Raw genomic sequence first — 22,488 nt, 5'->3', positions numbered from 1 at the left:
TCCGAATGTCAGGAGTGCACGAGATGACGACTTCGTCGGGCGACGTTTTCCAGAACGAGCAGGGTTCCGGTGGCGGCAACCAGTTCAACGAGCAGGCCTCGGCCGGTGGCTCGGGCAGCATCTTCCAGAACGAGCAGGGCTCGGGTGGTTCCGGGGGCGACCAGTTCAACGAGCAGGCCTCGAATGGCGGTCGTGGGGACATCTTCCAGAACGAGCAGGGTTCGGGCGGTTCCGGTGGGAACCAGTTCAACGAGCAGGCGTCCAACGGTGGCTCGGGCGGCATCTTCCAGAACGAGCAGGGCTCGGGTGGTTCCGGGGGCGGCCAGTTCAACGAGCAGGCCTCGAATGGCGGTCGTGGGGACATCTTCCAGAACGAACAAGGTGCCGGGCGTGGCAACCAGTTCAACGAGCAGGCTTCGGCCGGCCACGGCGGGGACGTGTTCCAGAACGAGCAGAGTTCCGGTGGTCACGGCGGGAACCAGTTCAACGAGCAGGCCTCCACCGGCGGCGGCATCGGCGGCGCGATCTTCCAGAACGAGCAGGGTTCCGGCGGTTCCGGAGACAACCAGTTCAACGAGCAGGCCTCCACCGGCGGCGGCATCGGCGGCGCGATCTTCCAGAACGAGCAGGGTTCCGGCGGGCACGGTGGGAACCAGTTCAACGAGCAGGCTTCCACCGGCGGGCATGGCGGTGACGTGTTCCAGAACGAGCAGGGCTCGGGCGGTCACGGCGGGAACCAGTTCAACGAGCAGGCGTCGACGGGCGGCTCGGGCAGCATTTTCCAGAACGAGCAGGGCTCGGGCGGTCACGGCGGGAACCAGTTCAACGAGCAGGCCTCGACCGGCGGCTCGGGCAGCATTTTCCAGAACGAGCAGGGTTCCGGTGGCCACGGTGGGAACCAGTTCAACGAGCAGGCGTCGACGGGCGGCTCGGGCAGCATCTTCCAGAACCAGCAGGGTTCAGGCCACGGGGGCAATCAGTTCAACGAGCAGGCCTCGACCGGTGGTCACGGCGGGAGCATTTTCCAGAACGAGCAGGGTTCCGGTGGCCACGGTGGGAACCAGTTCAACGAGCAGGCCTCCACGGGCGGCCACGGCGGCGGCGACATCTTCCAGAACCAGCAGGGTTCCGGCCACGGCGGGAACCAGTTCAACGAGCAGGCCTCGACCGGCGGCCACGGCAACATCTTCCAGAACGAGCAGGGCTCGGGCGGTCACGGTGGGAACCAGTTCAACGAGCAGGCGGCCACCGAGCACCACAGCCACGAACACGAGCACCACCACGACGCCGCGCAGCACGATCACCACGTCGACCACCACCACGACGTCGACCACCACATCTGAGCCGGCTTGAGGGAAAGGGAGCGGTCATGCAGGAGCCGAGCGGCGGGGGGCGCATCGCCCTCGACACCCTCGACCTCGCGGTCAAGGGCGCCAAGGCCTACGGACGGGAAGACCTCGTCCAGCGCCTCACCGACGCCCGGCGCCTGCTGTCCGAGCCCGACATCACCGTCTACGTCGTCGGGGAGTTCAAGCAGGGCAAGAGTTCTCTCATCAACGCCCTGCTCACCGCCAAGATCTGCCCGGTCGACGACGACATCGCGACCGCGGTGCCGACGGCCGTCCGGTTCGCGCCGGAGTCCGGGGCCCTGGCGACCTACGAGCCGGCCGATCCGTCGTCGCCGCCGTGGACCGAGCGGATCTCGCTCGAAGACCTGCCGTCCCACGTGAGTGAAGCCGGGAACCCCGGCAACGTCCGCAAGCTCAAGTCCGTCACGGCGTCGATCAGCCGCCAGCTGCTCTCCGGCGGGCTGGTGCTGGTCGACACCCCTGGCGTCGGCGGCCTCGGCTCGCTGCACAACGCCGTCACCGTCAGCTCGCTGCCGCGGGCACACGCCGTCCTGTTCCTCTCCGACGCCTCGCAGGAGCTGACCGCGGCCGAGCTGCGGTTTCTCCGGACGGTGAAAGAACTCTGCCCGTCGGTGTTCTTCGTCCTCACCAAAACCGACCTCTACCCGCACTGGCGCCGGATCCTCGAGCTCAACGCCGGCCACCTCGACGCCTGTGGCATCACCATCGACACCATCGCCGTCTCGTCGGAGCTGCGGACCGTCGCGGCCCGCTCGGCCGACCAGGAGATGAACGTCGAGTCCGGCTTCCCGCAGCTGGTCAAGCACCTCCAAGGCGTGGTCGGTGACGCCGAACGCTCGGCGCTCAACGCCGTCGGCCTGCACGTCGGGTCCGCTGTCGGCCAGTTGCACGCGGCTCTGCGGTCGCGTCGCACCTCGCTGGCGCACCCCGAGCAGTCCGCCGCGCTCATCGCGGAGCTGACCCGCGTCAACGACCGCGTCGACGCGCTGCGCAGCCAGTCTTCCAAGTGGCAGCAGCTGCTCTTCGACGGGTTCGCCGACATCTCGTCCGATGTGGACTACGACCTGCGCGCCCGGTCACGCGGTGTGCTGCACGAGGCCGAAGAGGCCATCGAAGAGGGCGATCCGGCCAAGAACTGGCCCGAGTTCGAGAAGTGGCTGCGGCAGCGGCTGGCCAACGAGACTCTGGAGAACTACGCGACGTTCATCAAGCAGGCCCGCGGCCTGGCCGGCCGGGTCGCCGAGCACTTCGAGCTCGCCGAGTCGCAGGCCGTGCTGCCCCGCGAGGTGCAGGCGCCCGTGACCGTGGTCGAGGAAATCGACATCGACTCGTCGTTCACCGGCGTCAAGACCCGCGGCACCACCGGGATGGCCGCCTTCCAGAAGGCCTACAGCGGGTTCCTGATGTTCTCGATGCTCACGAAGATGGCCGCGCTGGCCATCCCGACGCCGTTCGGCATCGCGGCCGGCTTGCTGATGGGCCGCTCCGGGTTCCTCGACGAGCGCAAGCGGCAGCTCGAGAAGCGCCGCGGCCTGGCCAAGACCGCGGTCCGCCGGTTCGTCGACGAGTTCAACCTCCAGGTGGGCAAGGACTCCCGCGACGCGATGCGGACCGTCCAGCGAGAACTCCGCGACGCCTACAGCGCGCGCGTCGAAGAACTGCAGCGCTCCCTGACCGAGGCGCTGGCCGCGGCGAAGAAGGCCGTGGTCGAAGACGAATCGGAGACCGGCGAGCTGAACCGGCTGGAGGCCGACATCGAAGCCCTCGAGGTGCTCGGCCGCCGCGCCGACGAACTCACCCTGCGCAGTGCCCCCAAAGCAGACCTCAAACCAGTAGCGGCGGTGACACGATGACCACGCTCTACGTCCAGGTCCGCGGCTTCGTCGCCCGCGCGTGCGCCGGGTACGCCGGCACCCCCGCCGAGCCGGCGCTGCGCCAGATCGCCGGCCGGCTGGCCGAGCCGCTGCGCGTCGCCATCGCCGGGCGCGTCAAAGCCGGGAAGTCCACGTTGCTCAACGCGCTGGTCGGGCAGGAACTGGCCGCGACGGACGCGGGGGAGTGCACCCGCGTCGTCACCTGGTACCGCAACGGCCCGACCTACCGGATCATGCTGCACCCGGTCCGCGGGATGCCGCGCCAGCTGCCGTTCGGCCGGCTCAGCGGCACCCTCGGCCTCGAGCTCGGCATGGCGCCGGACGACGTCGACCGCCTGGTCGTCGACTGGCCGTCCGCCGCGCTGCGGGCCATGACGCTGATCGACACGCCCGGGCTGGGCTCGGCGCGGCCGTCGGTCTCCGAGCGCACCGAGGTCGCGCTGGTCCCGGACCGCGACGGCGTCGGCACCGCGGACGCCGTCATCTACCTGATGCGGCACGTGCACGGCGACGACGTCCGGTTCCTCGAGGCCTTCCACGACGACCCCGCCGAACGGCGCCCGGTCAACACGATCGGCGTGCTGTCGCGGGCCGACGAGGTCGGGCACGCCCGCACGGACGCGCTGGACTCCGCGGCGAAGGTCGCCGCCCGCTACGCCCGGGACCCCCGCGTCCGCGGGCTCTGCCAGACCGTCGTGCCGGTGGCCGGCCTGCTGGCCGGCTCCGCCGCGTCGCTGAAGGAGGCCGAGTACCGCGCGTTCGGGCTGCTGGCCGCCGCGCCGCCGGCCGAGCTGGCGCGGCTGCTGACGTCGGCCGACCGGTTCGCCCGCGCGGAGTCCACAGTGGACGTTCCGGCGATGCAGCGCGCGGACCTGCTCAACCGCTACGGCCTCTTCGGAGTCCGGCTGGCCGTCGAGCTGACCGGCGGCGGCCTGGTGACCGGCGCGCGAGCGCTGTCGGGGGAGCTGCTGGCCCGCAGCGGCCTGCACCGTCTCCGGTCGCTGCTGACCACCCAGTTCGCCGCGCGCGCCGACGTCCTCAAGGCGCGCTCGGCCCTGCAGGCGGTGGAACTGGTGCTGCGGGCCTACCCGGACCGCACCGGCGGGCTGCTGCACGAATGGGAGCGCATCGTCGCCGGCGCGCACGAGTTCGCCGAGATCCAGCTGATCGACTCGATCCGGCTCGGCGTCGTGCTGTTCACCACCGACGAGGCCAGCGACGCGGAACGGCTGCTCGGCGCGGCCGGGGTGGACGTGCCGAGCCGGCTGGGCCTGCCGGCCGGCGCCGGCCGCGCGGCGATCCGGCAGGCGCTCGGCGCGCAGCTGCTGAGGTGGCAGCGGCGCGCCGAGCACCCGGCCTCGCCCCGCGACGTCCGCGACGCGGCCCGCGTCCTCGTGCGGACCTGTGAAGGAATCCTGCTCAGCGAAGCCCGGGCGGAGGTCTTGTCGTGAGCGAGCACGTGCCGGGGAAGATCAAGAAGGCGGTCACGGCCGTCGCCGGCGCCACCGTCTCCGAGGTGCTGGGCAACGCGCTCACACCGGGGTCGCCGAGCGCGCCGCCACCGCAGCCGGTCTCGGCCGCGGCCGAGACCGCGCAAGACGCGTCCGGCCACGAGTACGTGCCGCACGTGGAGACGACCAGCGTCACCCGCGGCGAAGACGGTTCCGTCGAGGCGCAGACCGGCACGACCTGGCACCCGGAGACCACCGACGGCACCCCGCTGGCGGACCTGCCCACGGTCGAGGAGTTCGAGCAGATCGACGTCCACGAGGACGCGTTCGGCAACTTCGTCATCGACGCCACCGAACGGTTCGTCGTCCACAACCACGGCCACGACGAGGTCTACGTCGACCACCAGCACCTCGTCGTGCCCGGCGACGGCACCCCCGGTGACACGGACATCGACATCTTCCAGGACGCCGAGATCGTGGTGCACGAGAACCCGGACGGCACGATCAGCGTCGAGCACCAGGGTTCGCTGAGCTACGCGCTGACGCCCGACGCGCCGGGGCACGGCGACATCGAGGTCTTCCAGGAGGAGACGGTCGTGCTCGACGCGGCCGAGACCGGCCCGCCGGGCATCGAGGTCGGGATCACCGCCGACGAGAAGGCGACCGCCGAGGATCCCTTCGGCGAACCGGCCGGGCCGACCATCCACCAGACCGAGACGGTCGGCGACCGGGCCCGCGGCACGTCCGTGACGACGTCGGTCACCGCTCCCGCGCCGTCGGTGCCCGGGCCGCCGTCGGCGCCGGTCGTCACCTTCGGCCGTCAGCCGTCCACAGTGGACGCTCCGCAGGCCGCGCCGGTGGCGGTCGAGACGACGACGCTGGCGACGTCGTCCGCGCTCGCCGACCACCCGGCGTCGAAGCCGCTGAGCTTCGCGACGGAGAAGCCGAGCTTCGCGACCGAGCCCGAGCGGGCGCACCACGACGCCGGGGAAGTGACCGGTTCGCGGCCCGAACCCCGGGAAGAGCACCCGTTCGAACCGCCGAAGGACCACCACCACGAGCCGGAGCCGGCGGACACGGACGGCGAGCCGCCGGAACCACCCGGCGAGCACGACCGGCACGACCCGCGGTCGCTGGAGCCACCCGGCCCGCCGGACCACGAACAACCGCCCGAGGAACCGCAGCCGGTTCCGGACGCGGACGAGCACCACCACTTCGATCACCATGCGCACGCGGACGGCGGAGGCTGACAACAATGGGCTACGGACTGGGCATCGACCTCGGCACGACCTTCACGGCCGCCGCCGTCGACGGTGCCGGCCACGTCGAGATGGTGTCACTCGGCGACCGCACGGCGGCCATCCCGTCGGTGGTGCTGCTGCGGGCGGACGGCAGCGTGCTGGTCGGCGACGCGGCGAACCGGCGGGCGGCCGTCGAGCCGGACCGGGTGGCGCGGGAGTTCAAGCGGCGCCTCGGCGACCCGACGCCGGTGCTGCTCGGCGGCGCGCCGCACTCGGTGGCGTCGCTGATGGCGCACCTGCTCGGCCACGTCGTGCGGACGGTCGCCGGGCAGCAGGGCGGCCGGCCGGACCGGATCACGCTGACGCACCCGGCGAACTGGGGCCCGTACAAGCGGGAGCTGTTCGAGCAGGTGCCCCAGCTGACCGGGATCGACCGCGTCGGCCTGATCACCGAACCCGAGGCCGCGGCCGCGCACTACGCGGCGCAGGAGCGGCTGGAGGACGGCGCCGTCGTCGCGGTGTACGACCTCGGCGGCGGTACGTTCGACGCGACCGTGCTGCGCAAGCGCGGCGGCGGCTTCGAGATCCTCGGCACCCCCGAGGGCATCGAAGGCCTCGGCGGTGTCGACTTCGACGAGGCCGTGTTCGCCCACGTCGACCGCGCGCTCGACGGCAAGCTGTCGCAGATCGACCCGGACGACCCCGGCGCGGTGGCCGCGGTGGTGCGGCTGCGCCAGGAGTGCGTGCTGGCCAAGGAAGCCCTCTCCGCCGACACCGAGACGGCCGTGCCGGTGCTGCTGCCGTCGGTGCAGACCGAGGTGCGGCTCACGCGCGGCGAGTTCGAGGAGATGATCCGCCCGTCGATCACCGCGACGATCGGTTCGCTGCACCGCGCGCTGCGCTCGGCGAACCTCCGGCCCGCCGACCTCGGCGCGGTGCTGCTCGTCGGTGGGTCGTCACGGATCCCGCTGGTGTCGCAGCTGGTGTCGGCCGAGCTGGGCCGCCCGACCGCGGTCGACATCCACCCGAAGTACGGCGTCGCGCTCGGCGCCGCGGCGCTGGCGTCCGGCCGGTCCGGGCTGGTGCAGGCGACGCAGGCCCAGCTGCCGCTCCCCGGAGTGCCCCGGCCACCGGCACCGAACGGCCTCGCGGTGCCGCGGACGCCGCCGAACGGGCTCGAGGTGCCGCGGACGCCGCCTGCCGGTGTCCCGGCGCGACCCGACGCCCGGCGGGCGCCCGCACCGCGTGAGGAGACGCGCGCGATGGCCACCCCTGGTGTGGGCGCGCCCCCGCCGGCGCTCGGCCGCGGCAAGGGCGAAGGCGCGAGCCCGGGACGCCGCGCGTCGCGCCGCGGGGTCGTGATCGGGCTGTGCGCGGTCGCGGTGGTGGCGATCGGCGGGGTGGCCGTGGCGGTGAGCAGCTCGGGCGGTGGCGGCTCGACCGGCGACCTGACGTCGGCGCCGGCATCGACGAGCGACACGCCGACGCCGGTCAGCATCCCCTCGCCGTCGGACACACCGGAGACGACCCACGCGACGGTGGCCCCACCGCACACGAACCCGCCGGCCACAACGCACCGCAAGACCCCGCCGCGGACCACAACGCCGACGCACACCACCACCACCCCGACGACGACCACCAGCTGGACCACCACCACGAGCGCCAAGCCCACGCCCTGAGCCAGGGGGAGTCAGGAGGGGCGCGGGCCGTGCACCGTCGGGGGGCACGGCCCGCGCCCAGGCCCCGCGCCGGGCGGCGTGTCGTCCCTCCAATCACGCGAGTCGACCCCGCAATCACGCGTGTCGGCGTGCTGATCACATGAGCCGGAAGCCCAGGCCCGATCGGTCGGCGCGCCGCGCTCCCGGTGCTGGCTGCTCGGTGCACTGGCGACGAGCCGGCGCCGGTAGCCTCGCGGGCATGGTGGCAGAGCACGTGATCGTGACGACCACGACCGACTCCGAGGCCGCGGCCCGTGAGCTGGCCGCGCAGGCGATCGAGGCGCGGCTGGGCGCGTGTGCGCAGATCGTCGGGCCGGTGACCAGCGTCTACCGCTGGGAGGGCGCGGTCCAGACCGACCAGGAGTGGCGTGTCGAGATCAAGACGACCACCGATCGGGTGGCCGCGCTCGCCGCGCGGATCGCGCAGCTGCACCGCTACGACCTGCCCGAGGTGATCGCCACGCCGATCGAGGGCGGCAGCGCGGCCTACCTGGCCTGGCTGACCGCGGAAACCCGTGGCTGAGCGCGGCTTTCGCTGACTAGGGTCAGGGAATGGACGATCTCAAGCAGCGCTTCGCGACGCTGACCACCGCCCACCTCGCGGACGCCTGCGTCCGCGCCGGGCTGCCCGTGCGCTGCGCCCCCGCGCCCACCCGCGCGGTGGTGCCGGGCAGCCGCCTGCTCGGGCCGGCGGTCCCGGCCCGGCACGTCGGCAGCGTCGACGTCTTCCTGGAGGCGTTCGAGCAGGCCGTCCCCGGTGGCGTGCTGGTCGTCGACAACGGCGGCCGCGTCGACGAAAGCTGCGTCGGCGACCTCGTGGTCCTCGAAGCGCGCGCCGCCGGGCTCGCCGGGGTGGTGATCTGGGGCCTGCACCGCGACACCGCCGACATCCGCGAGATCGGCCTGCCCGTGTTCAGCCTCGGCTCGCTCCCGACCGGGCCGCTGAGCGTCGGGCCCCGCGTGGACGGCGGGCTGGCCGAGGCGATCGTCGGTGTGTGGCGGATCGGGCCGTCGGACCTGGTGCTGGGCGACGACGACGGCGTCCTGTTCGTCCCGGCGGAGCGGGCGGAGGAGCTGTTCACCCTCGCCGAAGGGATCCGCGACACCGAACGCCGTCAGGCCGACCGGATCCGGGCGGGGGAGTCGCTGCGGGAGCAGGTCCGGTTCGCGGACTTCCTCGCCGCGCGGGCAACGGACCCGGCGCTGTCCTTCCGCGCGCACCTGCGCGCCGTCGGCGGTGCGATCGAGGAGTGACTCACCGGGCTGACGAGAGGCTTTCCGTCGGCAGCAGGGCGAACAGCCGCCGGACGGCGTGCGAGCCCTCGGCGTCGATCGTGAGGCGAGCGCCCGCGGTGTCGGCGAGGAGCTGGGCCCGCATGAGCGAGTTCAGCCCGGCGATCGAGAAGAACGTGATGTCGCCTAGGTCGACGATCACCTCGTCGATCTCCGGGGCCACGCGGGACTGCAGCACCTCGTCGAGCTTGCGCGCGGTGCTCAGGTCGATCTCGCCGGCCACCCGCACGAGCACGGTGCGCGGCCGGGGGTGGTGGACGTCGATCGAGAGCCTGCCGTGGGCGTCCACCCAGGCGGTGGCGAGTTCGTGGTCGGCCGATCGTGGTTCGGGAACCATCGCGGCACACCTTTCCTCGGGGCTGCGGAGAGCCGCGGACGAGCCCGGCTCAGCCGTTAATCGTCATCGTACTGCACTCGATCTTCGTGAACCACTGCCGCCAAATTCGCTGGACAGGGCGCACGGGTACCCGCTGTGATCGGCCGTGCCCGCCATACCCCGGCCGGGCTTGCCGAATGGGGGACGTCCTTAGTGGTCACCGGTGATCTTTCCTCGGCTGAAGCGACGATCACGGCCGCCGTGGTCCGCCGCCTCGTCGAGACGCAGTTCCCGCGCTGGGCGGGACTCGCGGTGGAGCCGGCGCCGGCCCAGGGCGTCGACAACGCGACCTACCGCCTCGGGCCGGACATGTCGGTGCGGCTGCCGCGGTTCGCGCGGTGGACCGGGCAGGTGACGCGCGAACAGGAGTGGCTGCCGAAACTGGCGCCGCAGCTGCCTTTCCCGGTCCCGGTCCCGCTGGCCGAGGGGAAACCGGGCGCGGGCTACCCGTTCCCGTGGTCGGTCTACCGCTGGCTGCCGGGCGAAGCCGTCGACCCGGACCGCGTCGACGGCGTCGCGGCCGACCTCGCCGCGTTCTTCACGGCGTTGCGCGGCGCGGACGCCACCGGCGGCCCGCCGCCGCAGTGGAGCAACGGCTTCCGCGGCGTCTCGACGACCGACGAACGCGACTCGGCGATCGCGCCGGCCCGGCTGGCCCCGCGCATCGAAGCCCTGGCGGGCCTGGTCGACCTCGACGCGGTGGCCGCGGTCTGGGAAACGGCCCGCGCGGTGGCGCCGTGGGCGGGCGCGCCGGTCTGGGTCCACGGCGACCCGGCCCCGGCGAACCTGCTGTCCCGCAACGGCCGCCTGAGCGCGGTGATCGACTTCGGCACCCTGGCGGTGGGCGACCCGGCGTGCGACCTGATCGCCGCGTGGTCGGTCCTGTCCGCCGACGGCCGCGCCGAGTTCCGCGAGGCCCTCGACGTCGACGACGCGACGTGGGCCCGCGGCCGCGCCTGGGGCCTGACCGCGGTGTTGCCGTCGCGGGCGGAGCTGACCGGCCCGGATCCGGCGCGGGTGGCCGCGGCGCGCCGGCGGCTGGACGAGCTGGTGGCCGACCACGCGTCGGCGTCCCGATGAGACGGTGCCACGCCGCGGTCATCGTGGAAATCGCAGATCACGGGCCGTAACGAAACGCACCCCCTGGGCGAGTAATCTGACACGAGGGGGTGGTCGACGGGTGGCCGGGCAACGACACGGCGGGTTCGATCAAGCGGAACTTCCGGAAGCACACCGGATCAGGTGGTGGCTCGCGGCGGTGGCGGCGGGCCTCGTCGCGGCCGGTTTCGCGATCGTGCCGTACCTCCCCTTCTTCCAGGAGCTGACGTTCATCCGCGACCCGAAGGTCGCGAGCGTCATCACCTGGACCGTCCTGCAGACGTCGGTGGTCGTCATCTCGGCCGTCCTGACGCTGTACTTCACCGGCAAGGCCCGGCTCGAAGCCGCGGCGTTCCGGGCCAACCAGATCGACATCCGCCTCTTCGCCGACGAGCGGCCGGACGCCAGCCACGACCGGGAGATCGACTCCGCCGTCGAGCTGACCGCCGCCTTCAAGCGGATCCTGAACGATTCCCGGCTCTACACCCCGACTTCCGTGCCCGGCGTCGGCGGTTCTTACGACTTCATCCAGATCGTCGAGAACGCCGGCGAGTCCGCGGACGGCTGGTGGAAGGCCGCGACCAAGCTGATCCGGCTCGCGCAGCCGCCCGCCGCGTTCACCGTCACCGGCACCGTCCGGCCCGGCAACACCTCCGGCCGCTACCAGCTGATCCTGGAGCTCGTGCGGTGCCCGCGCTTCGCCGCCAGCCCGCTGGTGATCGAGGACGAGAGCTGGCCGCGCGTGCTGCACCGGGCGGCCAACGCCGTCGCCGCGCTGGTCATCCCGCGCAGCGCCTACGTCCGCACGAACATCCACTGGGCCGCCTGGCGCGACGCGAAGATCCCGTACGAGCTGTTCGACGCCTACCAGCGCGCCAACCACTTCATCACCTACCGCCGCTACGACGAGGCCCTCGCCGAGTACTACCGCGCGCTCAGCCTCGACCCGTCGAACGTCTACATCAGACTCGAGATCGCCGCCCTGCAGGAGCAGCTGGACCTGCACCTCGACGCGCTCGCCACCTACGACGACGTGATCACCCTGTGCAGCAGGGGAAAGCCGAAGCTGGCCCGGTGGTGGATCGGCGAGGACTTCGCCCGCCAGCCGCGTCACGCCGGCCGCAGCCGCGACGTCGCGCTGCTGATCGCCCGCTACCGGCACGCACTGGTCCTCGGCCACGGCGACTCGGTCGCCGGCTCGTGGTGGGTCCGCCGGACCACCGCGGGAGTCCCCGGTGACGCCCGGGCGCTGCGCCGCGCGGAACTGCGGGCCGCGCTGGAGCTGCGGTTCCGCCGCTACGTCGAGCTCGACGTCCGGACCCGGCCGTACGCGATCCCGCGGGAGAAGCGGCTCGAACTGCACCGGCGCGTGATGCGCGTGTCGGTGCCGGAGCTGGTCGTCCAGGACGCGACGCTCGAGCAGCTCGCGGAGTACAACCAGCGCGCCGCCGAGATGCGGTCGTACTTCTGCGCGCTGTCGCAGTACGAGATCGAGCGGCTCGTCGCGGACTACCGCAACTTCGGCAGGCGCTGGCGCCGCAGCTGGGAGCAGCTCACCAACCGCGCGCTCGACCTCTCGCTGGTCTGGGCGGTGCTGCGGCGGGCGATGGCGGACGTCGAGCCGATGTCCGGCGCCGTCCCCGAACCCCGCCCGGCCTACCCCGGCAGCCGCGTCAAGCTGGCCGACGTCTGCCCGGACCGGCGCTGGCCGCCGGACCCGCAGGCGCTCGACGACACCGTCGAAGCGGCGGGGCCGCGCAAGTCGTGGGAAGAGTGCTACAACGCGGCGAGCGTGTACGCCGTCGCGATGCTCGAAGTCGGCCCGCGCGGCGAGCGCGACCTGCGTGACCGCGCCCGGAACCCGCGCCTGACCGGGGAAACGCGCGACGAGGTGGCCCGCCGCGCCGTCCGCGAGCTCTACCACGCCGCCACGATCAGCCACAGTGGACGGTTGCCCGAGCGCCGGTCCTGGGTGATGGGGGAGGACCCCGACCTCGCCGCGTTGCGCGGGCACGAGCTGTTCCGCGTGTTCGAGATGGTCACCTTCTCGCCGGACCGCGCGGCGCCGCTGCGCCCGCAGCGCGCGCACGTCTGGGAACAGGTCAGCTACGTCCGCCGGCTCGTCTGCGAGATCGCCAGCTGCCGCGCGCACTTCTGGCGGCTGCGGGCCCTCGACCCGGCCCCGGTCCAGGACGGCCGGGTGCTCGACCGCTGGCGGTCCACCGACCGCGACGCCTGGCGCCGGCTGGCGGACCTGGCCACCGGGAAGCAGGACTGGTACACGCGCTACCAGGCGATCAGCGCGTTCCGCGAGTGGTCGGCCGACTGCGCGTACCCGGGCGCCATCAGCGGTTTCCCGCTGTACAACGAGGAACGCCTGCACGCCCAGCTGCGCGGCGCGGCGGGCGCGAAGGGCCGGACGGGGATGGACGCGAACATCGTCGTCCGCGAGTACGTCCGCCTCTGCGACCTGCGCCTCGACCAGCTGGTGGCCGACATCGCCGAAGTCGAGCAGACCCAGGACGACTTCGCGGCCCGCGCGGACCTCTGGGGCGCCCTGTGTTCGTGGTTCGACGACGACATCGCCGACGGCTCGTCGTCCGACGAGCGCCGCGAACGGTTCCGCAAGCTCGTCAAACCCTAGGACGGCCGCGTGTAGCGGTGCTTCACCCCGGCCGGGAAGTACTCCGGGTCGCCTGCCGGGCGCAGGACGACGTCCGGCAGCTGCCGCTCGGCCGGGACGTAGTGCGCGTACTCGCTGTTGAGCCGCAATAGCTGCTCGCGCACCGACTCCGCGATGCGGCTCGCGTCCGCCGTTGCGCCCGGGGCCGTCTCGACGGTGATGCGCAGCCGGCGGTCGCGGTCTTCGTCCTCCACCGACTCGATGACGAACTTGCCGGTCACCGTGGCGCTGATGCCCGGCTGCTCCAGCCCGACCGTGACGTTCTCCGGGTAGACGTTCGCGCCGAAGAACGACACCGTGAACAGCGACCGGCCGAAGACGTACACGAACGGCAGCTCCGGGCCCGCGGGCGGGGTGAAGCCGTGGCGGGCGCAGTAGGCGAGCAGGTCGGCGTGCGGCAGGACCCCGCCGTCGTCGGCGATGTGGTAGCGGATCAGCGGGATCCCGCCGTCCGCGGTGAAGACCAGCGTGCCCTCGTGCACCTCGAAGAACCGGCTCGCCGGGTCGTACTGCACCAGTGTCGGGAGCCGCGCGTCGCCGAAGACCTCGCGCGCCAGCTCGGGCCGGTCCGCGAAGAACCGGCGGATGCCCACCGAGACCGGGGTTTCGGTACCGAGCACGCCGGCGTCGGCGGTGCCGTAGAGCGACGCGATGTCCCGGACCGGGTCGGCGACCCCGGCCCGCTGCGCGACGAGGTCACGCCACTGCTCGCTGAACACCTCGCCCGCCAGCACGAGCTTGATCGCGTACGCGGGCCAGTCGACGCCCTCGGCCACGCCGGTGTCGACGACGTCCTTGACGAACGGCGGGTAGCCGAGCAGCACGACCTGCTCGAAGTGCGGCGCCAGCTCGGGCAGCACCCGCAGGATCTCGGCCTTGTTGTTGCCCGGCGCCACGACGGTGATCGGGCTGCCCTTGGCCGCGAGGTGGCGCACGCACGCCGTCGTGAACAGGCCGCCGACCCAGGTGCCGAGCGGGAAGCAGACGACGGCGAGCGTGCTGCGCTCGTCGGCGTGGAAGCCGTCGACCATGACCTGCTCGAACCGGCGGGCGACGTGCAGCTCGTCTTCCAGCGCGCGCGGCCAGATGGTCGGGTGCCCGCTGGAGCCGGAGGAGACGGCGATCATGTCGAGGCCGGCGAACGTGCCGTCGCGGCACAGCTCGGGCAGCGGGTACTTCCGGTGGTAACCCGCCTTGTCGACCAGCGGCAACCGCCGGAAGTCCTCGAGCGTCGTCACCGACTCCGGCGTGATCTCGTGGTCCCCCAGGAACTTCCGGTACGCGGGCACGGTCTCCGCCGTCCGGCGGAACAGGTCGAGGAGCCGGTCCGCGGGCGCCGGCCCGGGTGCCGCGAAGAAGGTGTCGAACGCCTGGCGCACGCGGGCCTGCCGACCGTGGTCCATGATCGCAGCATAGCGTCCGGCCGGCACCGCCCCGAGGTGCCATGATGGGCGCGTGAGCACCTCCGCGGAGCAGCCCGCCACCGGCGCGCCGTTGACCCTGTACCTGGTCAAGCGGCTGGAGCTGGCCATCCGGGCGCTGCTGGACGACGCTCTGCGGGAGCTCGGGCTCACCACGCTGCAGTACACCGCGCTCACCGTGCTCGAGGTGAGCGGCCCGCTGTCGTCGGCGCAGCTCGCGCGCCGGTCGTTCCTGCGACCGCAGACGATGCACGAGATGGTGCTGGCGCTGGAGAAGCGCGGCCTGATCGAGCGGACGCCCAAGCCGGACAACAAGCGCGTCCTGCTGGCCAGCCTCACCGGCACCGGGCGGGCCCTGCTCGCCGGCTGCGCGCCCGCGGTGGGGGAGGTCGAGCGGGAGCTGCTCGCCGACCTGAGCCCGGGCCAGCGCGCGACGTTCCGTGAAGGACTCCAGCACGGCGTCCTGGCCCTCGGTTCACTGGCGGAGTCGCGGCGTCAGGACCCCTGACGGATGGTGGATCGGGCTCGGCCGACTGGCGGGTCAACCCGTGCTGCGGGCCCGAAAGAACTAGGCCGGACGAGTGGAAGCGGCTTGCGGCGCGTGGCGTACGGCGTGGCTGGGTACGTCCAGATTCGGTCCCGCGTCCGGAGGTTCGCCGACCGTGACCTGGGCACGCAACGTTGCGCCACCAGGCAGTGCGGACATGGCCGCACGCCGCACACGCGTCGAAGAGGGACGGAATGCAACCGAAGGTGTTCGACCTGGGGAAGGTACGAAGAGACGCGGTGGTCACCATCCGGCTGGCCGCGATGGCCAACGTCAGGCTCCTGACGGCGGTCAACTTCGAGGCCTACCGGCGCCGGCAGTACTACCGGATGCACGGCGGGGTGGCCACCGCACCGATGTTCAAGATCCACATCCCGGCCAACGCGCACTGGTTCCTGGTGCTCGACGTCGAGGGGCTGGAAAGCCTGCCCCTGCACCCGCGGGTGAGCGTCGTGCCCTGAGCCCGCACACAGTGCCACCGGGTCGACGAAGCTCAGTCCACTGTGGTCACCGCCCGGGTAGGGCCGCAGCATCGCCGCCGTCCCGCATGGTATCGACGCTCTCCGCGCGGAAATCCCTGCCGCACAATGACTCCCGGCGGTCCGGGAGCTGCTCGGCGCCGCGCGTCCGGTCCACCAGGGTGCGCTGATGACGCGCGCGGTCGCGGTGGCGTACGCGCGGGCCGGGTCGGGCATCCCGCCGTACGCGCCGCCCGCGCAGGTCGACGACCTCGGTCCGCGGGCCGATCAGCGTGCGCGGATCGCCGCCGACCGCCGTGATCGGCCACCGGTGCCGGCCACCGACCCGGCCGCGAGCCGCAGCCGCGGTGTGCACCGGCCCGCCGGTGAAGGCGAGGTCGGTGGGGCGGCCGGGCATGATCCGATCATGCCCGGAGTGGACAGGAACCGGCCAGACACCGACCCGCGCCGAACGGCCCGAGGCGGGCTGTCCGGCGTGCGGTCCGCGGCGGCCCCGAACCACTGTCCGGCCAGGTCAGCGCCGCCCGGGCGGCGGGCGCGGGTGGCACCGGACCTGAGCGCAGCGTGGTCCGTCCGGCACCCGGCGCAACGGCGGACGCCGACCATCGGCGGATTTACAACGTTGTATCAACGATGTAAAAGTGTCCCTGCGCTGTTCGTCGCTCCGGTCACACGCCGTAGAAGGGGCCATCGATGTCCTCCCGTGCACGCGATCACCTGACCCGCCGCGACCTCCTGCGGCTCGCCGGCGGGACGGCCGCCGCGGTCGCCGCCGCCTTGTGGCTGCCCGGTGTGGCGGCCGCCGCCGGCACCTTCAGCCCGCTCCGGCCGCCGGCCACGCCGCTGATCGTCCGCTCGCCGTACCTGTCCGCCTGGCAGCCGTCCGACAACCTGCCCGGCACCTGGGCGAGCTTCTGGAACGGGCACACCACCGCGTTGTGCGGCCTCGCCCGCATCGACGGCGCGGCCTACGTCTTCGCCGGCTCGCCCGCCCTGCCGTCCGGGCCCGCGCTGACCCCGATGACGCAGGTGAGCCTGCAGGTCACCGGCACCCGCTCGACCTACGTCCTCGGCGGCGGCGGGGTGAACCTGATCGTCACGTTCTTCTCGCCCGTCGACCCGGCGAACCTGCAACGCCAGTCCGTGCCGTTCGGCTACGTGACCATCCAGGCCACCAGCACCGACGGCCGCGCGCACGCCGTCGACCTGCACTTCGACACCTCCGCCGAGTGGGTGCACGGCAACACCGCGACCCCGGTAACCTGGACGCAGCAGCAGTCCGGCGGCCAGACCCTGCTGAGCTGCACCCCGGCGAGCCCGGGCGTGCTCCAGGAGAACGGCGAGCAGGCCAGCTGGGGCTCTCTCGTGGTGGCGGCGCCGACCGCCGGGACGACGTGGCAGATCGGGCAGGACACCGTCGTGCGCGCCGCGTCCGCCGGGCAGGGCACCTTGCCGAACACCAGCGACACCGCGCAGCCGCGCGCGATCAACGACCGCTGGCCGGTGCTGGCGTTCAACAAGAACCTCGGCACGATCGCGGCCGGCGGGACGTCGGCGCCGTTCACACTCTCGATCGGCCACGTCCGGACCCCGGCGGTGCGTTACCTCGGCGCGGAGCTGAAGCCCTGGTGGACGCACTACTGGGGCAGCTGGCAGGACATGGCCGTGTGGTTCGCCGGCGACTACGCGAGCGCGTTGTCGGCGGCGACGGCGATCGACCAGCGGCTGCACGATGACGCCGTGGCCGCGGCCGGCGGCGGCACCACCGGCGAGCACTACGCCGGGATCTGCGCGCTCGCCCTGCGCCAGGCGTTCGGCGGCACCGAGCTGGTCGACCGCGGCGGCGCGCCGTGGGCCTTCCTCAAGGAGATCTCCTCCAGCGGCAACATGTCCACAGTGGACGTCACCTACCCGGCGTTCCCGGCCTACCTCTACCTGTCCCCGGCCTACCTGCGGCTCATCCTGGAGCCGCTGCTCGACTACCCCGAGCACGGCGGCTGGCCGATGCAGTTCGCCGAGCACGACGTCGGCACGCACTACCCGGACGCGACCGGGCACAACGACGGCAACGAGGAGAGCATGCCGGTCGAGGAGTCGGCCAACATGCTGATCATGGCCGCCGCGCTGGTGCAGCGGCTGCCGGCGGCGGAGGCGAGCGCCTTCGCCACCACGCACTACCGGATCCTGCGGCAGTGGGCCGAGTACCTCGTCGGCAACACCCTCGACCCGGGCTTCCAGAACCAGACCGACGACTTCACCGGGTTCATCGCCCACAGCGCCAACCTCGCGCTCAAGGGCATCGTCGGCGTCGGCGCGATGGGCGTCATCGCGAGCGCCACCGGCAACACCGCCGACGCCCAGCGCTACCGGTCGGTCTCGCGCAGCTACGTCAGCCAGTGGGTGACGCTCGCGCAGGACACGTCCGGCCAGCACCTGAAGCTCGCCTACGACCAGCCCGGCACGTGGAGCCTCAAGTACAACGGCTTCGCCGACCGCGTGCTCGGCCTCGACCTGGTCCCGCTGGGCGTCGCCGCGCAGGAGGCGGCCTGGTACCAGGCCCGCGCGGGCGCCCACGGCGTACTGCTCGACCCGCGCAACAACTACACGAAGGCCGACTGGGAGCTGTGGACCGCGGCCTGGCTCACCGACCAGCCGAACATCCGGAACACCATGGTCGAGGGCGTCTACAGCTTCGCGAACAGCACGCCGCAGCGCGTGCCGTTCACCGACTGGTACGTCGTCGCCGACGCCACCCAGCGCGGCTTCCAGGCCCGCCCGGTCGCCGGCGGCTACCTGGCGCTGCTGACCCGGCCCGCCGCCTCGGCGACGGTCTGGCGCAAGCTCCAGAACCAGCGGTCGGGCAAGGTCCTCGCCGTGTCGAACATGTCACTGGCCGACACCGCCGAGGTCACCCAGTGGAGCGACAACGGCAGCGCCGACCACCTCTGGGCGGTGGTCGACAACGGCGACGGCACGGTCCGGATCGTCAACCGCAACAGCGGCAAGATCCTGGCCGTGCACGACCAGAGCCTCGACAACGGCGCGCACGTGCAGCAGTACCAGGACAACGGCACCCCGGACCACAACTGGCGGATCGTCGACGCCGGCGGCGGCTGGTCGAAGGTCGTCAACGTCCGCAGCGGCAAGGTCATGGCGGTCGACCAGCAGTCCACCGCCGACGGCGCGCAGGTGACGCAGTGGGACGACAACGGCTCCCCGGACCACCTGTGGCGGTTCGTCTGACGCCGTTTGCAAGACTGGCGGCGTGTGCGCCGACTTCAGCCGGATCCGCCGGTTCCTCGACGAGCGGGATCCGCCGACCCCGTGTCTCGTCGTCGACACCGACGTCGTCGCGGCCCGGGCGGCGGAGGTCCGCGCGGCGTTCCCCGGCGCGCTGATCCGTTACGCGGTCAAGGCCAACCCGGCCCCACCAGTGCTCGACGCGCTGGTGGCGGCCGGGATCGGCTTCGACGTCGCCGGGCCCGCCGAGGTCGCGCGGTGCCTCGAGCGCGGCGCCGACCCGGCGGACCTCGCCTACGGCAACCCGATCAAGAAGGCCCGCGACATCGCCTTCGCGTACGAGCGCGGGGTCCGCGAGTTCACCTCGGACGCGCCGGCCGACGTCGACAACCTGGGCCGGCACGCGCCGGGTTCGGCCGTGTCGATCCGCGTGGTCCTCGACGCGCCCGACTCGGTGACGCCGTTCGGCCGCAAGTTCGGCTGCGACCCGGCCGAGGCCCTCGACCTGGTGCTGCGGGCCGCTGAGCTGGGCCTGCGACCTGGCATCGCGTTCCACGTCGGCTCGCAGCAGCCCGACCCGCTCGCCTGGGAGATCGGCATCGCCACGGCGGCGAAGCTGGCCGCCGAGGCCGCGGCCCAGGGCGTGCCGGTGACGCGGCTCAACCTGGGCGGCGGCTTCGCGACGGCCCACCGCACCGGCGTCCCGCCGCTGGCCACCTACGCGGCGACGATCGCGTCGGCGCTCGACACGCACTTCCCCGACGGCCGGCCCGAGCTGCTGCTCGAGCCGGGCCGGGCGCTCGTCGCCGACGCCGGCCTGCTGCGCACCGAGGTCGTGCTGGTCGCGGACCGGGGCGAGCGGCGCTGGGTGTACCTCGACATCGGCCGCTACAACGGCCTCGCCGAGGCCGAGAACGAGGCGATCGCCTACCGGTTCGAGCCGGTCGGGCGGCCCGCCGGGCCCGCCGGGCCGGTGGTGCTCGCCGGGCCGACCTGCGACGGCGACGACGTGCTCTACCAGCGGACGCCGTACGAGCTGCCGCTGTCGCTGTGCGCGGGTGACCGCCTCGACCTGCCCGGGACCGGCGCCTACACGGCGTCCTACGCCTCGGTGGAGTTCAACGGGATCGAGCCGCTGCGCACCTACTGCCTGGGGAAGTGGGGAGATGCCTGAATTCGGCCGGTTCACCGGACGGCACGTCCTGGCCGAGCTGCACGGCGTCGACCCGGGCCTGCTCGACGACGCCGCGAAGCTGGGGGAGCTGCTCCGCGCCGCGGTGACGGAGGCGGGCGCGACGGTCGTCGACGTCGTCGCCAAGAGCTTCGCGCCGCAGGGCGCCACCGTGATCGCGCTGCTCGCCGAGTCCCACGCGTCCGTGCACACGTATCCCGAGCACGGGTCGCTGTTCGCGGACGTGTTCACCTGCGGCGAGCGTGCCGACCCCGAGCACGCCGTGCGGCTGCTGGCCAAGTCGCTCGACGCCGCTTCGGTCCACCTGTCCGTCCTCCGCCGGGGAGAAGCCTGATGCCCGCGATCCACGAACCACTCGGCCCCGGCCTGACCCGCGTCTGGGAGGTCGACGACGTCGTGTTCAGCGCGCGCACGGCCTACCAGGAGGTGCTGATCGGGCGCACCGCGCAGGGCGTTTCGCTGTTCTGCGACAACGAGCGCCAGAGCACCGAGGCGAGCCAGCTGCTGTACCACGAGGCGCTGATGGTCCCCGCACTCTTGCTCGCCGACCAGGTGCGCCGGGTGCTCGTGATCGGTTCCAGCGAAGGCGTCGCCTGCGAGCTGGCACTGGCCGCCGGCGCCGTGCTCGTCGACCACGTCGACATCGACGAGCAGGCCGTCCGCGCCTGCGCCGAGCACCTGCCCTACGGCTACACGACGGCCGACCTCGCCGAAGCCGAGCGCGGGTCCGGCCCGGTCCGGCTGTCTTTTGCGGACGGCTGGGCGTTCCTGGCCGCCGCGGAGGAGCGCGGTGACACCTACGACGTGGTCGTGATCGACCTGCCGGACGAGAACACCGACCCGGACGCGCAGCACAACCGCTTGTACGGCACGGACTTCCTCGGCCGCTGCGCCCGGCTGCTGGCCCCCGGCGGCGTGGTGACCTGCCAGGCGGGCTGCCCGACGCTGTGGCGCAACGAGACGCTGCTCGCATCGTGGCGACGGTTTCGCGAGGTGTTCGGCACCGTGCTGTACTTCGGTTCCGACGAGCACGAATGGGCATTCCTTTCCGGGCGTGCGGACGTCGTCGACGAGCCGGGTGCCGTGGTGGCGCGGCGGTTCGGTGAGCGGGGGAGCAAGGCCGTGACGGTGGACGCGGAAGCGTTGCTGGCGGGCGCGACACCCCCGTTTTCGCTGCGGCGCGACGACCGCCACTGATTGCTGGAGAAGGACCCGCCCACCGGCAGCACCGGCGGGCGGGCCGTTCACTCAGACGTGCGTGACCAGCAACGTCACGCCTGCTTCGCCGCCGCAGTCGACGAAAACCGGGCCTACGCCGTTGCCGATGTGTTCGGACAGTGTGGCTTTCGCCTCGAATTCGTCCGGTCCGGATTTCAGGATCCGGATGTTCTCCAGGACCGGGTGCTCGGGGAAGCCGCCGAGTACGGACTTCAAGCCCGTGCCGCCGCCGCAGTTTCCGGTGATCGTCACTTCTTCGCCGCGCCTGGTCGTGGGGTTCGGGCTCACCTGAACGGTGGCGCGCGCCCCCTTCGGCGGCCGCTGGTGTGCTTCGGTCATGGCTTTCCCCTCCGTGGTCCCGGAATCGGCCGACGCCCCGCCGGCGATCCCGATGCTCGTGGCCGTGATCAGGCCGGCCGCGAGGGCCAGGCCGAGCAGTGTCCGCTTCGGCTTCGTGGTGCCGCGCATGGTGATCTCCTCCCTTGACCCGGTGTCGCCGGATCTACCCCGTGAGTCGCGAGGGGAGGAGCGGAGGTTCTCGAAGAGGTGTGGATCACTCGAAAGGGTGAACGCGAAAGGCCTGGCACTTTCGCGGGAAAGTGCCAGGCCGCAAAGAAATCCAGGTCAGTTGCCGACCGGTGGTCGGTCGGCTTTCGCGGTGGGCACGAGGGTGCATCGTCGCTCGAACCGCTCCATCAGCACGGTTGCGATCAACAGGGCGACTGGGGTGCTCACCGCGATCCACATGCCTGCTCAGTTACCCAGCCCCGGTTGATCTCAATCGCCCGCCGACAGACCACCGATCAAAGAGAGCAACCGCGCGCGGAAGGCGTCGTCGTCGCCGAGTCCGCCGAGCAGGGCGGGGTCTTCGCGTTCGGCGCGCACCGCGCGTTCGTGGACCGTGCGGCCGCGCGTGGTCAGCCGCGTCAGGTGGCGGCGGGCGTCGGCCGGGTCCGGCGTGCGGGTGACGAAGCCGGCCTTGGCGAGCCGGTCCAGCGTGCGGCTCATCGTCTGGTCGGTCACCTGGCAGCGCTGGGCCAGCGCCCGCTGGGGGAGCGGGCCCTCGCGCAGGGTGTGCAACGCGATCAGCCCCGCGTGGGTGAGGCCCATGCCGGCCAGCACGGCGACCCAGCGCTGCTCGACCAGCCGCGCGGCCACGGCCAGGAGCCGGCCGGTCGGCCACGTGCTCAGGTCCGGTTCGGGGGCTGTGCTCACCGTCACTCCCGGTCGTCGTGCAGAATGTTCAGCCTGCTGAACAATTGGGCGTGTTCGCGCTCGAAGGGACTT

General features: G+C 72.4%; 20 protein-coding genes. 15 read left to right on the top strand and 5 right to left on the bottom strand.

The window, feature by feature from the left end; genetic code table 11:
• Window positions 1–23: 23 nt before the first annotated feature.
• The 7 genes from MUY22_RS38705 (at window position 24) to MUY22_RS38675 (ending at window position 8,908) form a co-directional block, all read left to right on the top strand.
• Complete coding sequence (locus MUY22_RS38705; protein ID WP_247052138.1) at window positions 24–1,343, top strand: glycoprotein; 1,320 nt, start codon at window positions 24–26, stop codon at window positions 1,341–1,343.
• 26 nt (window positions 1,344–1,369) lie between these two features.
• Complete coding sequence (locus tag MUY22_RS38700; protein ID WP_247052137.1) at window positions 1,370–3,223, top strand: dynamin family protein; 1,854 nt, start codon at window positions 1,370–1,372, stop codon at window positions 3,221–3,223.
• The gene (locus tag MUY22_RS38695) at window positions 3,220–4,695 is read left to right on the top strand and encodes a dynamin family protein (RefSeq protein ID WP_247052136.1); all 1,476 of its coding nucleotides are present in this window, start codon (window positions 3,220–3,222) and stop codon (window positions 4,693–4,695) included. The genes MUY22_RS38700 and MUY22_RS38695 overlap by 4 nt, the downstream gene beginning before the upstream one ends.
• Window positions 4,692–5,945, top strand: a complete 1,254-nt coding sequence (locus MUY22_RS38690; protein ID WP_247052135.1) for a hypothetical protein — start codon at window positions 4,692–4,694, stop codon at window positions 5,943–5,945. Before MUY22_RS38695 ends, MUY22_RS38690 begins: the two co-directional genes overlap by 4 nt.
• A 5-nt stretch (window positions 5,946–5,950) precedes the next feature.
• Complete coding sequence (locus MUY22_RS38685; RefSeq protein ID WP_247052134.1) at window positions 5,951–7,615, top strand: Hsp70 family protein; 1,665 nt, start codon at window positions 5,951–5,953, stop codon at window positions 7,613–7,615.
• A 238-nt stretch (window positions 7,616–7,853) separates the two neighbouring features.
• The gene (gene cutA / locus MUY22_RS38680) at window positions 7,854–8,177 is read left to right on the top strand and encodes a divalent-cation tolerance protein CutA (protein WP_247052133.1); all 324 of its coding nucleotides are present in this window, start codon (window positions 7,854–7,856) and stop codon (window positions 8,175–8,177) included.
• A 29-nt stretch (window positions 8,178–8,206) separates the two neighbouring features.
• Entirely contained in the window at window positions 8,207–8,908 is a 702-nt protein-coding gene (locus MUY22_RS38675; RefSeq protein ID WP_247052132.1) for an RraA family protein, read from the top strand.
• A gap of 1 nt (window position 8,909) precedes the next feature.
• On the opposite strand, the gene MUY22_RS38670 is transcribed toward MUY22_RS38675, so the two are convergent.
• Window positions 8,910–9,284 carry an STAS domain-containing protein gene (locus tag MUY22_RS38670; protein ID WP_247052131.1) on the bottom strand — a complete coding sequence of 125 codons (375 nt, stop codon included), beginning with the start codon at window positions 9,282–9,284 and terminating at the stop codon, window positions 8,910–8,912.
• A 192-nt stretch (window positions 9,285–9,476) separates the two neighbouring features.
• Here MUY22_RS38670 and MUY22_RS38665 point away from each other — a divergent pair, with 192 nt between their 5' ends.
• Window positions 9,477–10,403, top strand: a complete 927-nt coding sequence (locus MUY22_RS38665; RefSeq protein WP_247052130.1) for an aminoglycoside phosphotransferase family protein — start codon at window positions 9,477–9,479, stop codon at window positions 10,401–10,403.
• Between the two features lie 100 nt (window positions 10,404–10,503).
• A complete protein-coding gene (locus tag MUY22_RS38660; RefSeq protein ID WP_247052129.1) occupies window positions 10,504–13,065 on the top strand; it encodes a tetratricopeptide repeat protein in 2,562 nt (853 codons plus the stop codon).
• Here MUY22_RS38660 and MUY22_RS38655 read toward each other — a convergent pair.
• A complete protein-coding gene (locus MUY22_RS38655; protein ID WP_247052128.1) occupies window positions 13,062–14,507 on the bottom strand; it encodes a phenylacetate--CoA ligase family protein in 1,446 nt (481 codons plus the stop codon). The two genes, MUY22_RS38660 and MUY22_RS38655, sit on opposite strands and share 4 nt — an antisense overlap.
• A 52-nt stretch (window positions 14,508–14,559) precedes the next feature.
• Between MUY22_RS38655 and MUY22_RS38650 the strand changes: the two genes are divergently transcribed.
• Both MUY22_RS38650 and MUY22_RS38645 read left to right on the top strand, forming a co-directional pair.
• Window positions 14,560–15,033 carry a MarR family winged helix-turn-helix transcriptional regulator gene (locus tag MUY22_RS38650; RefSeq protein WP_247052127.1) on the top strand — a complete coding sequence of 158 codons (474 nt, stop codon included), beginning with the start codon at window positions 14,560–14,562 and terminating at the stop codon, window positions 15,031–15,033.
• Between the two features lie 233 nt (window positions 15,034–15,266).
• Window positions 15,267–15,533 carry a DUF1883 domain-containing protein gene (locus tag MUY22_RS38645; RefSeq protein WP_247052126.1) on the top strand — a complete coding sequence of 89 codons (267 nt, stop codon included), beginning with the start codon at window positions 15,267–15,269 and terminating at the stop codon, window positions 15,531–15,533.
• A gap of 46 nt (window positions 15,534–15,579) precedes the next feature.
• Here MUY22_RS38645 and MUY22_RS38640 read toward each other — a convergent pair whose 3' ends face one another.
• Window positions 15,580–15,948, bottom strand: coding sequence for a hypothetical protein (locus MUY22_RS38640; protein ID WP_247052125.1), 369 nt, complete (start codon window positions 15,946–15,948; stop codon window positions 15,580–15,582).
• A gap of 296 nt (window positions 15,949–16,244) precedes the next feature.
• On the opposite strand from MUY22_RS38640, the gene MUY22_RS38635 reads away from it, so the two are divergent.
• Genes MUY22_RS38635 through MUY22_RS38620 form a run of 4 tightly spaced genes read left to right on the top strand, consistent with a single transcriptional unit; the run spans window position 16,245 to window position 21,180 of the window.
• Complete coding sequence (locus MUY22_RS38635) at window positions 16,245–18,794, top strand: glutaminase domain-containing protein (protein WP_247052124.1); 2,550 nt, start codon at window positions 16,245–16,247, stop codon at window positions 18,792–18,794.
• Window positions 18,795–18,816: 22 nt separating this feature from the next.
• Window positions 18,817–19,965: a type III PLP-dependent enzyme gene (locus MUY22_RS38630; RefSeq protein ID WP_247052123.1), complete on the top strand. Its 1,149-nt coding sequence runs from the start codon at window positions 18,817–18,819 to the stop codon at window positions 19,963–19,965.
• A complete protein-coding gene (gene speD / locus MUY22_RS38625; protein WP_247052122.1) occupies window positions 19,958–20,317 on the top strand; it encodes an adenosylmethionine decarboxylase in 360 nt (119 codons plus the stop codon). Before MUY22_RS38630 ends, speD begins: the two co-directional genes overlap by 8 nt.
• The gene (locus MUY22_RS38620) at window positions 20,317–21,180 is read left to right on the top strand and encodes a spermidine synthase (protein ID WP_247052121.1); all 864 of its coding nucleotides are present in this window, start codon (window positions 20,317–20,319) and stop codon (window positions 21,178–21,180) included. The genes speD and MUY22_RS38620 overlap by 1 nt, the downstream gene beginning before the upstream one ends.
• Before the next feature lie 51 nt (window positions 21,181–21,231).
• Here MUY22_RS38620 and MUY22_RS38615 read toward each other — a convergent pair whose 3' ends face one another.
• Window positions 21,232–21,669: a hypothetical protein gene (locus MUY22_RS38615; protein ID WP_247052120.1), complete on the bottom strand. Its 438-nt coding sequence runs from the start codon at window positions 21,667–21,669 to the stop codon at window positions 21,232–21,234.
• A gap of 309 nt (window positions 21,670–21,978) precedes the next feature.
• Window positions 21,979–22,422 (bottom strand): MarR family winged helix-turn-helix transcriptional regulator, encoded by a 444-nt coding sequence (locus MUY22_RS38610; protein WP_247052119.1) that lies wholly within the window; start codon window positions 22,420–22,422, stop codon window positions 21,979–21,981.
• Window positions 22,423–22,488: the final 66 nt, after the last annotated feature.

This window comes from Amycolatopsis sp. WQ 127309, from assembly GCF_023023025.1.
Taxonomy (GTDB): Bacteria; Actinomycetota; Actinomycetes; order Mycobacteriales; family Pseudonocardiaceae; genus Amycolatopsis.
The sequence above is the reverse complement of the archived record's forward strand: the minus strand, read 5'-3'. Positions and strand labels throughout refer to the sequence as shown.

What these genes read in the sequence shown, in the direction of transcription:
- MUY22_RS38705 (WP_247052138.1), top strand. Translation starts at nt 24, where the DNA reads ATGACGACTTCGTCGGGCGACGTTTTCCAGAACGAGCAGGGTTCCGGT.
- MUY22_RS38700 (WP_247052137.1), top strand. Translation starts at nt 1,370, where the DNA reads ATGCAGGAGCCGAGCGGCGGGGGGCGCATCGCCCTCGACACCCTCGAC.
- MUY22_RS38695 (WP_247052136.1), top strand. Translation starts at nt 3,220, where the DNA reads ATGACCACGCTCTACGTCCAGGTCCGCGGCTTCGTCGCCCGCGCGTGC.
- MUY22_RS38685 (WP_247052134.1), top strand. Translation starts at nt 5,951, where the DNA reads ATGGGCTACGGACTGGGCATCGACCTCGGCACGACCTTCACGGCCGCC.
- cutA (WP_247052133.1), top strand. Translation starts at nt 7,854, where the DNA reads ATGGTGGCAGAGCACGTGATCGTGACGACCACGACCGACTCCGAGGCC.
- MUY22_RS38675 (WP_247052132.1), top strand. Translation starts at nt 8,207, where the DNA reads ATGGACGATCTCAAGCAGCGCTTCGCGACGCTGACCACCGCCCACCTC.
- MUY22_RS38670 (WP_247052131.1), bottom strand. Translation starts at nt 9,284, where the DNA reads ATGGTTCCCGAACCACGATCGGCCGACCACGAACTCGCCACCGCCTGG.
- MUY22_RS38655 (WP_247052128.1), bottom strand. Translation starts at nt 14,507, where the DNA reads ATGGACCACGGTCGGCAGGCCCGCGTGCGCCAGGCGTTCGACACCTTC.
- MUY22_RS38645 (WP_247052126.1), top strand. Translation starts at nt 15,267, where the DNA reads ATGCAACCGAAGGTGTTCGACCTGGGGAAGGTACGAAGAGACGCGGTG.
- MUY22_RS38640 (WP_247052125.1), bottom strand. Translation starts at nt 15,948, where the DNA reads ATGCCCGGCCGCCCCACCGACCTCGCCTTCACCGGCGGGCCGGTGCAC.
- MUY22_RS38635 (WP_247052124.1), top strand. Translation starts at nt 16,245, where the DNA reads ATGTCCTCCCGTGCACGCGATCACCTGACCCGCCGCGACCTCCTGCGG.
- speD (WP_247052122.1), top strand. Translation starts at nt 19,958, where the DNA reads ATGCCTGAATTCGGCCGGTTCACCGGACGGCACGTCCTGGCCGAGCTG.
- MUY22_RS38620 (WP_247052121.1), top strand. Translation starts at nt 20,317, where the DNA reads ATGCCCGCGATCCACGAACCACTCGGCCCCGGCCTGACCCGCGTCTGG.
- MUY22_RS38615 (WP_247052120.1), bottom strand. Translation starts at nt 21,669, where the DNA reads ATGCGCGGCACCACGAAGCCGAAGCGGACACTGCTCGGCCTGGCCCTC.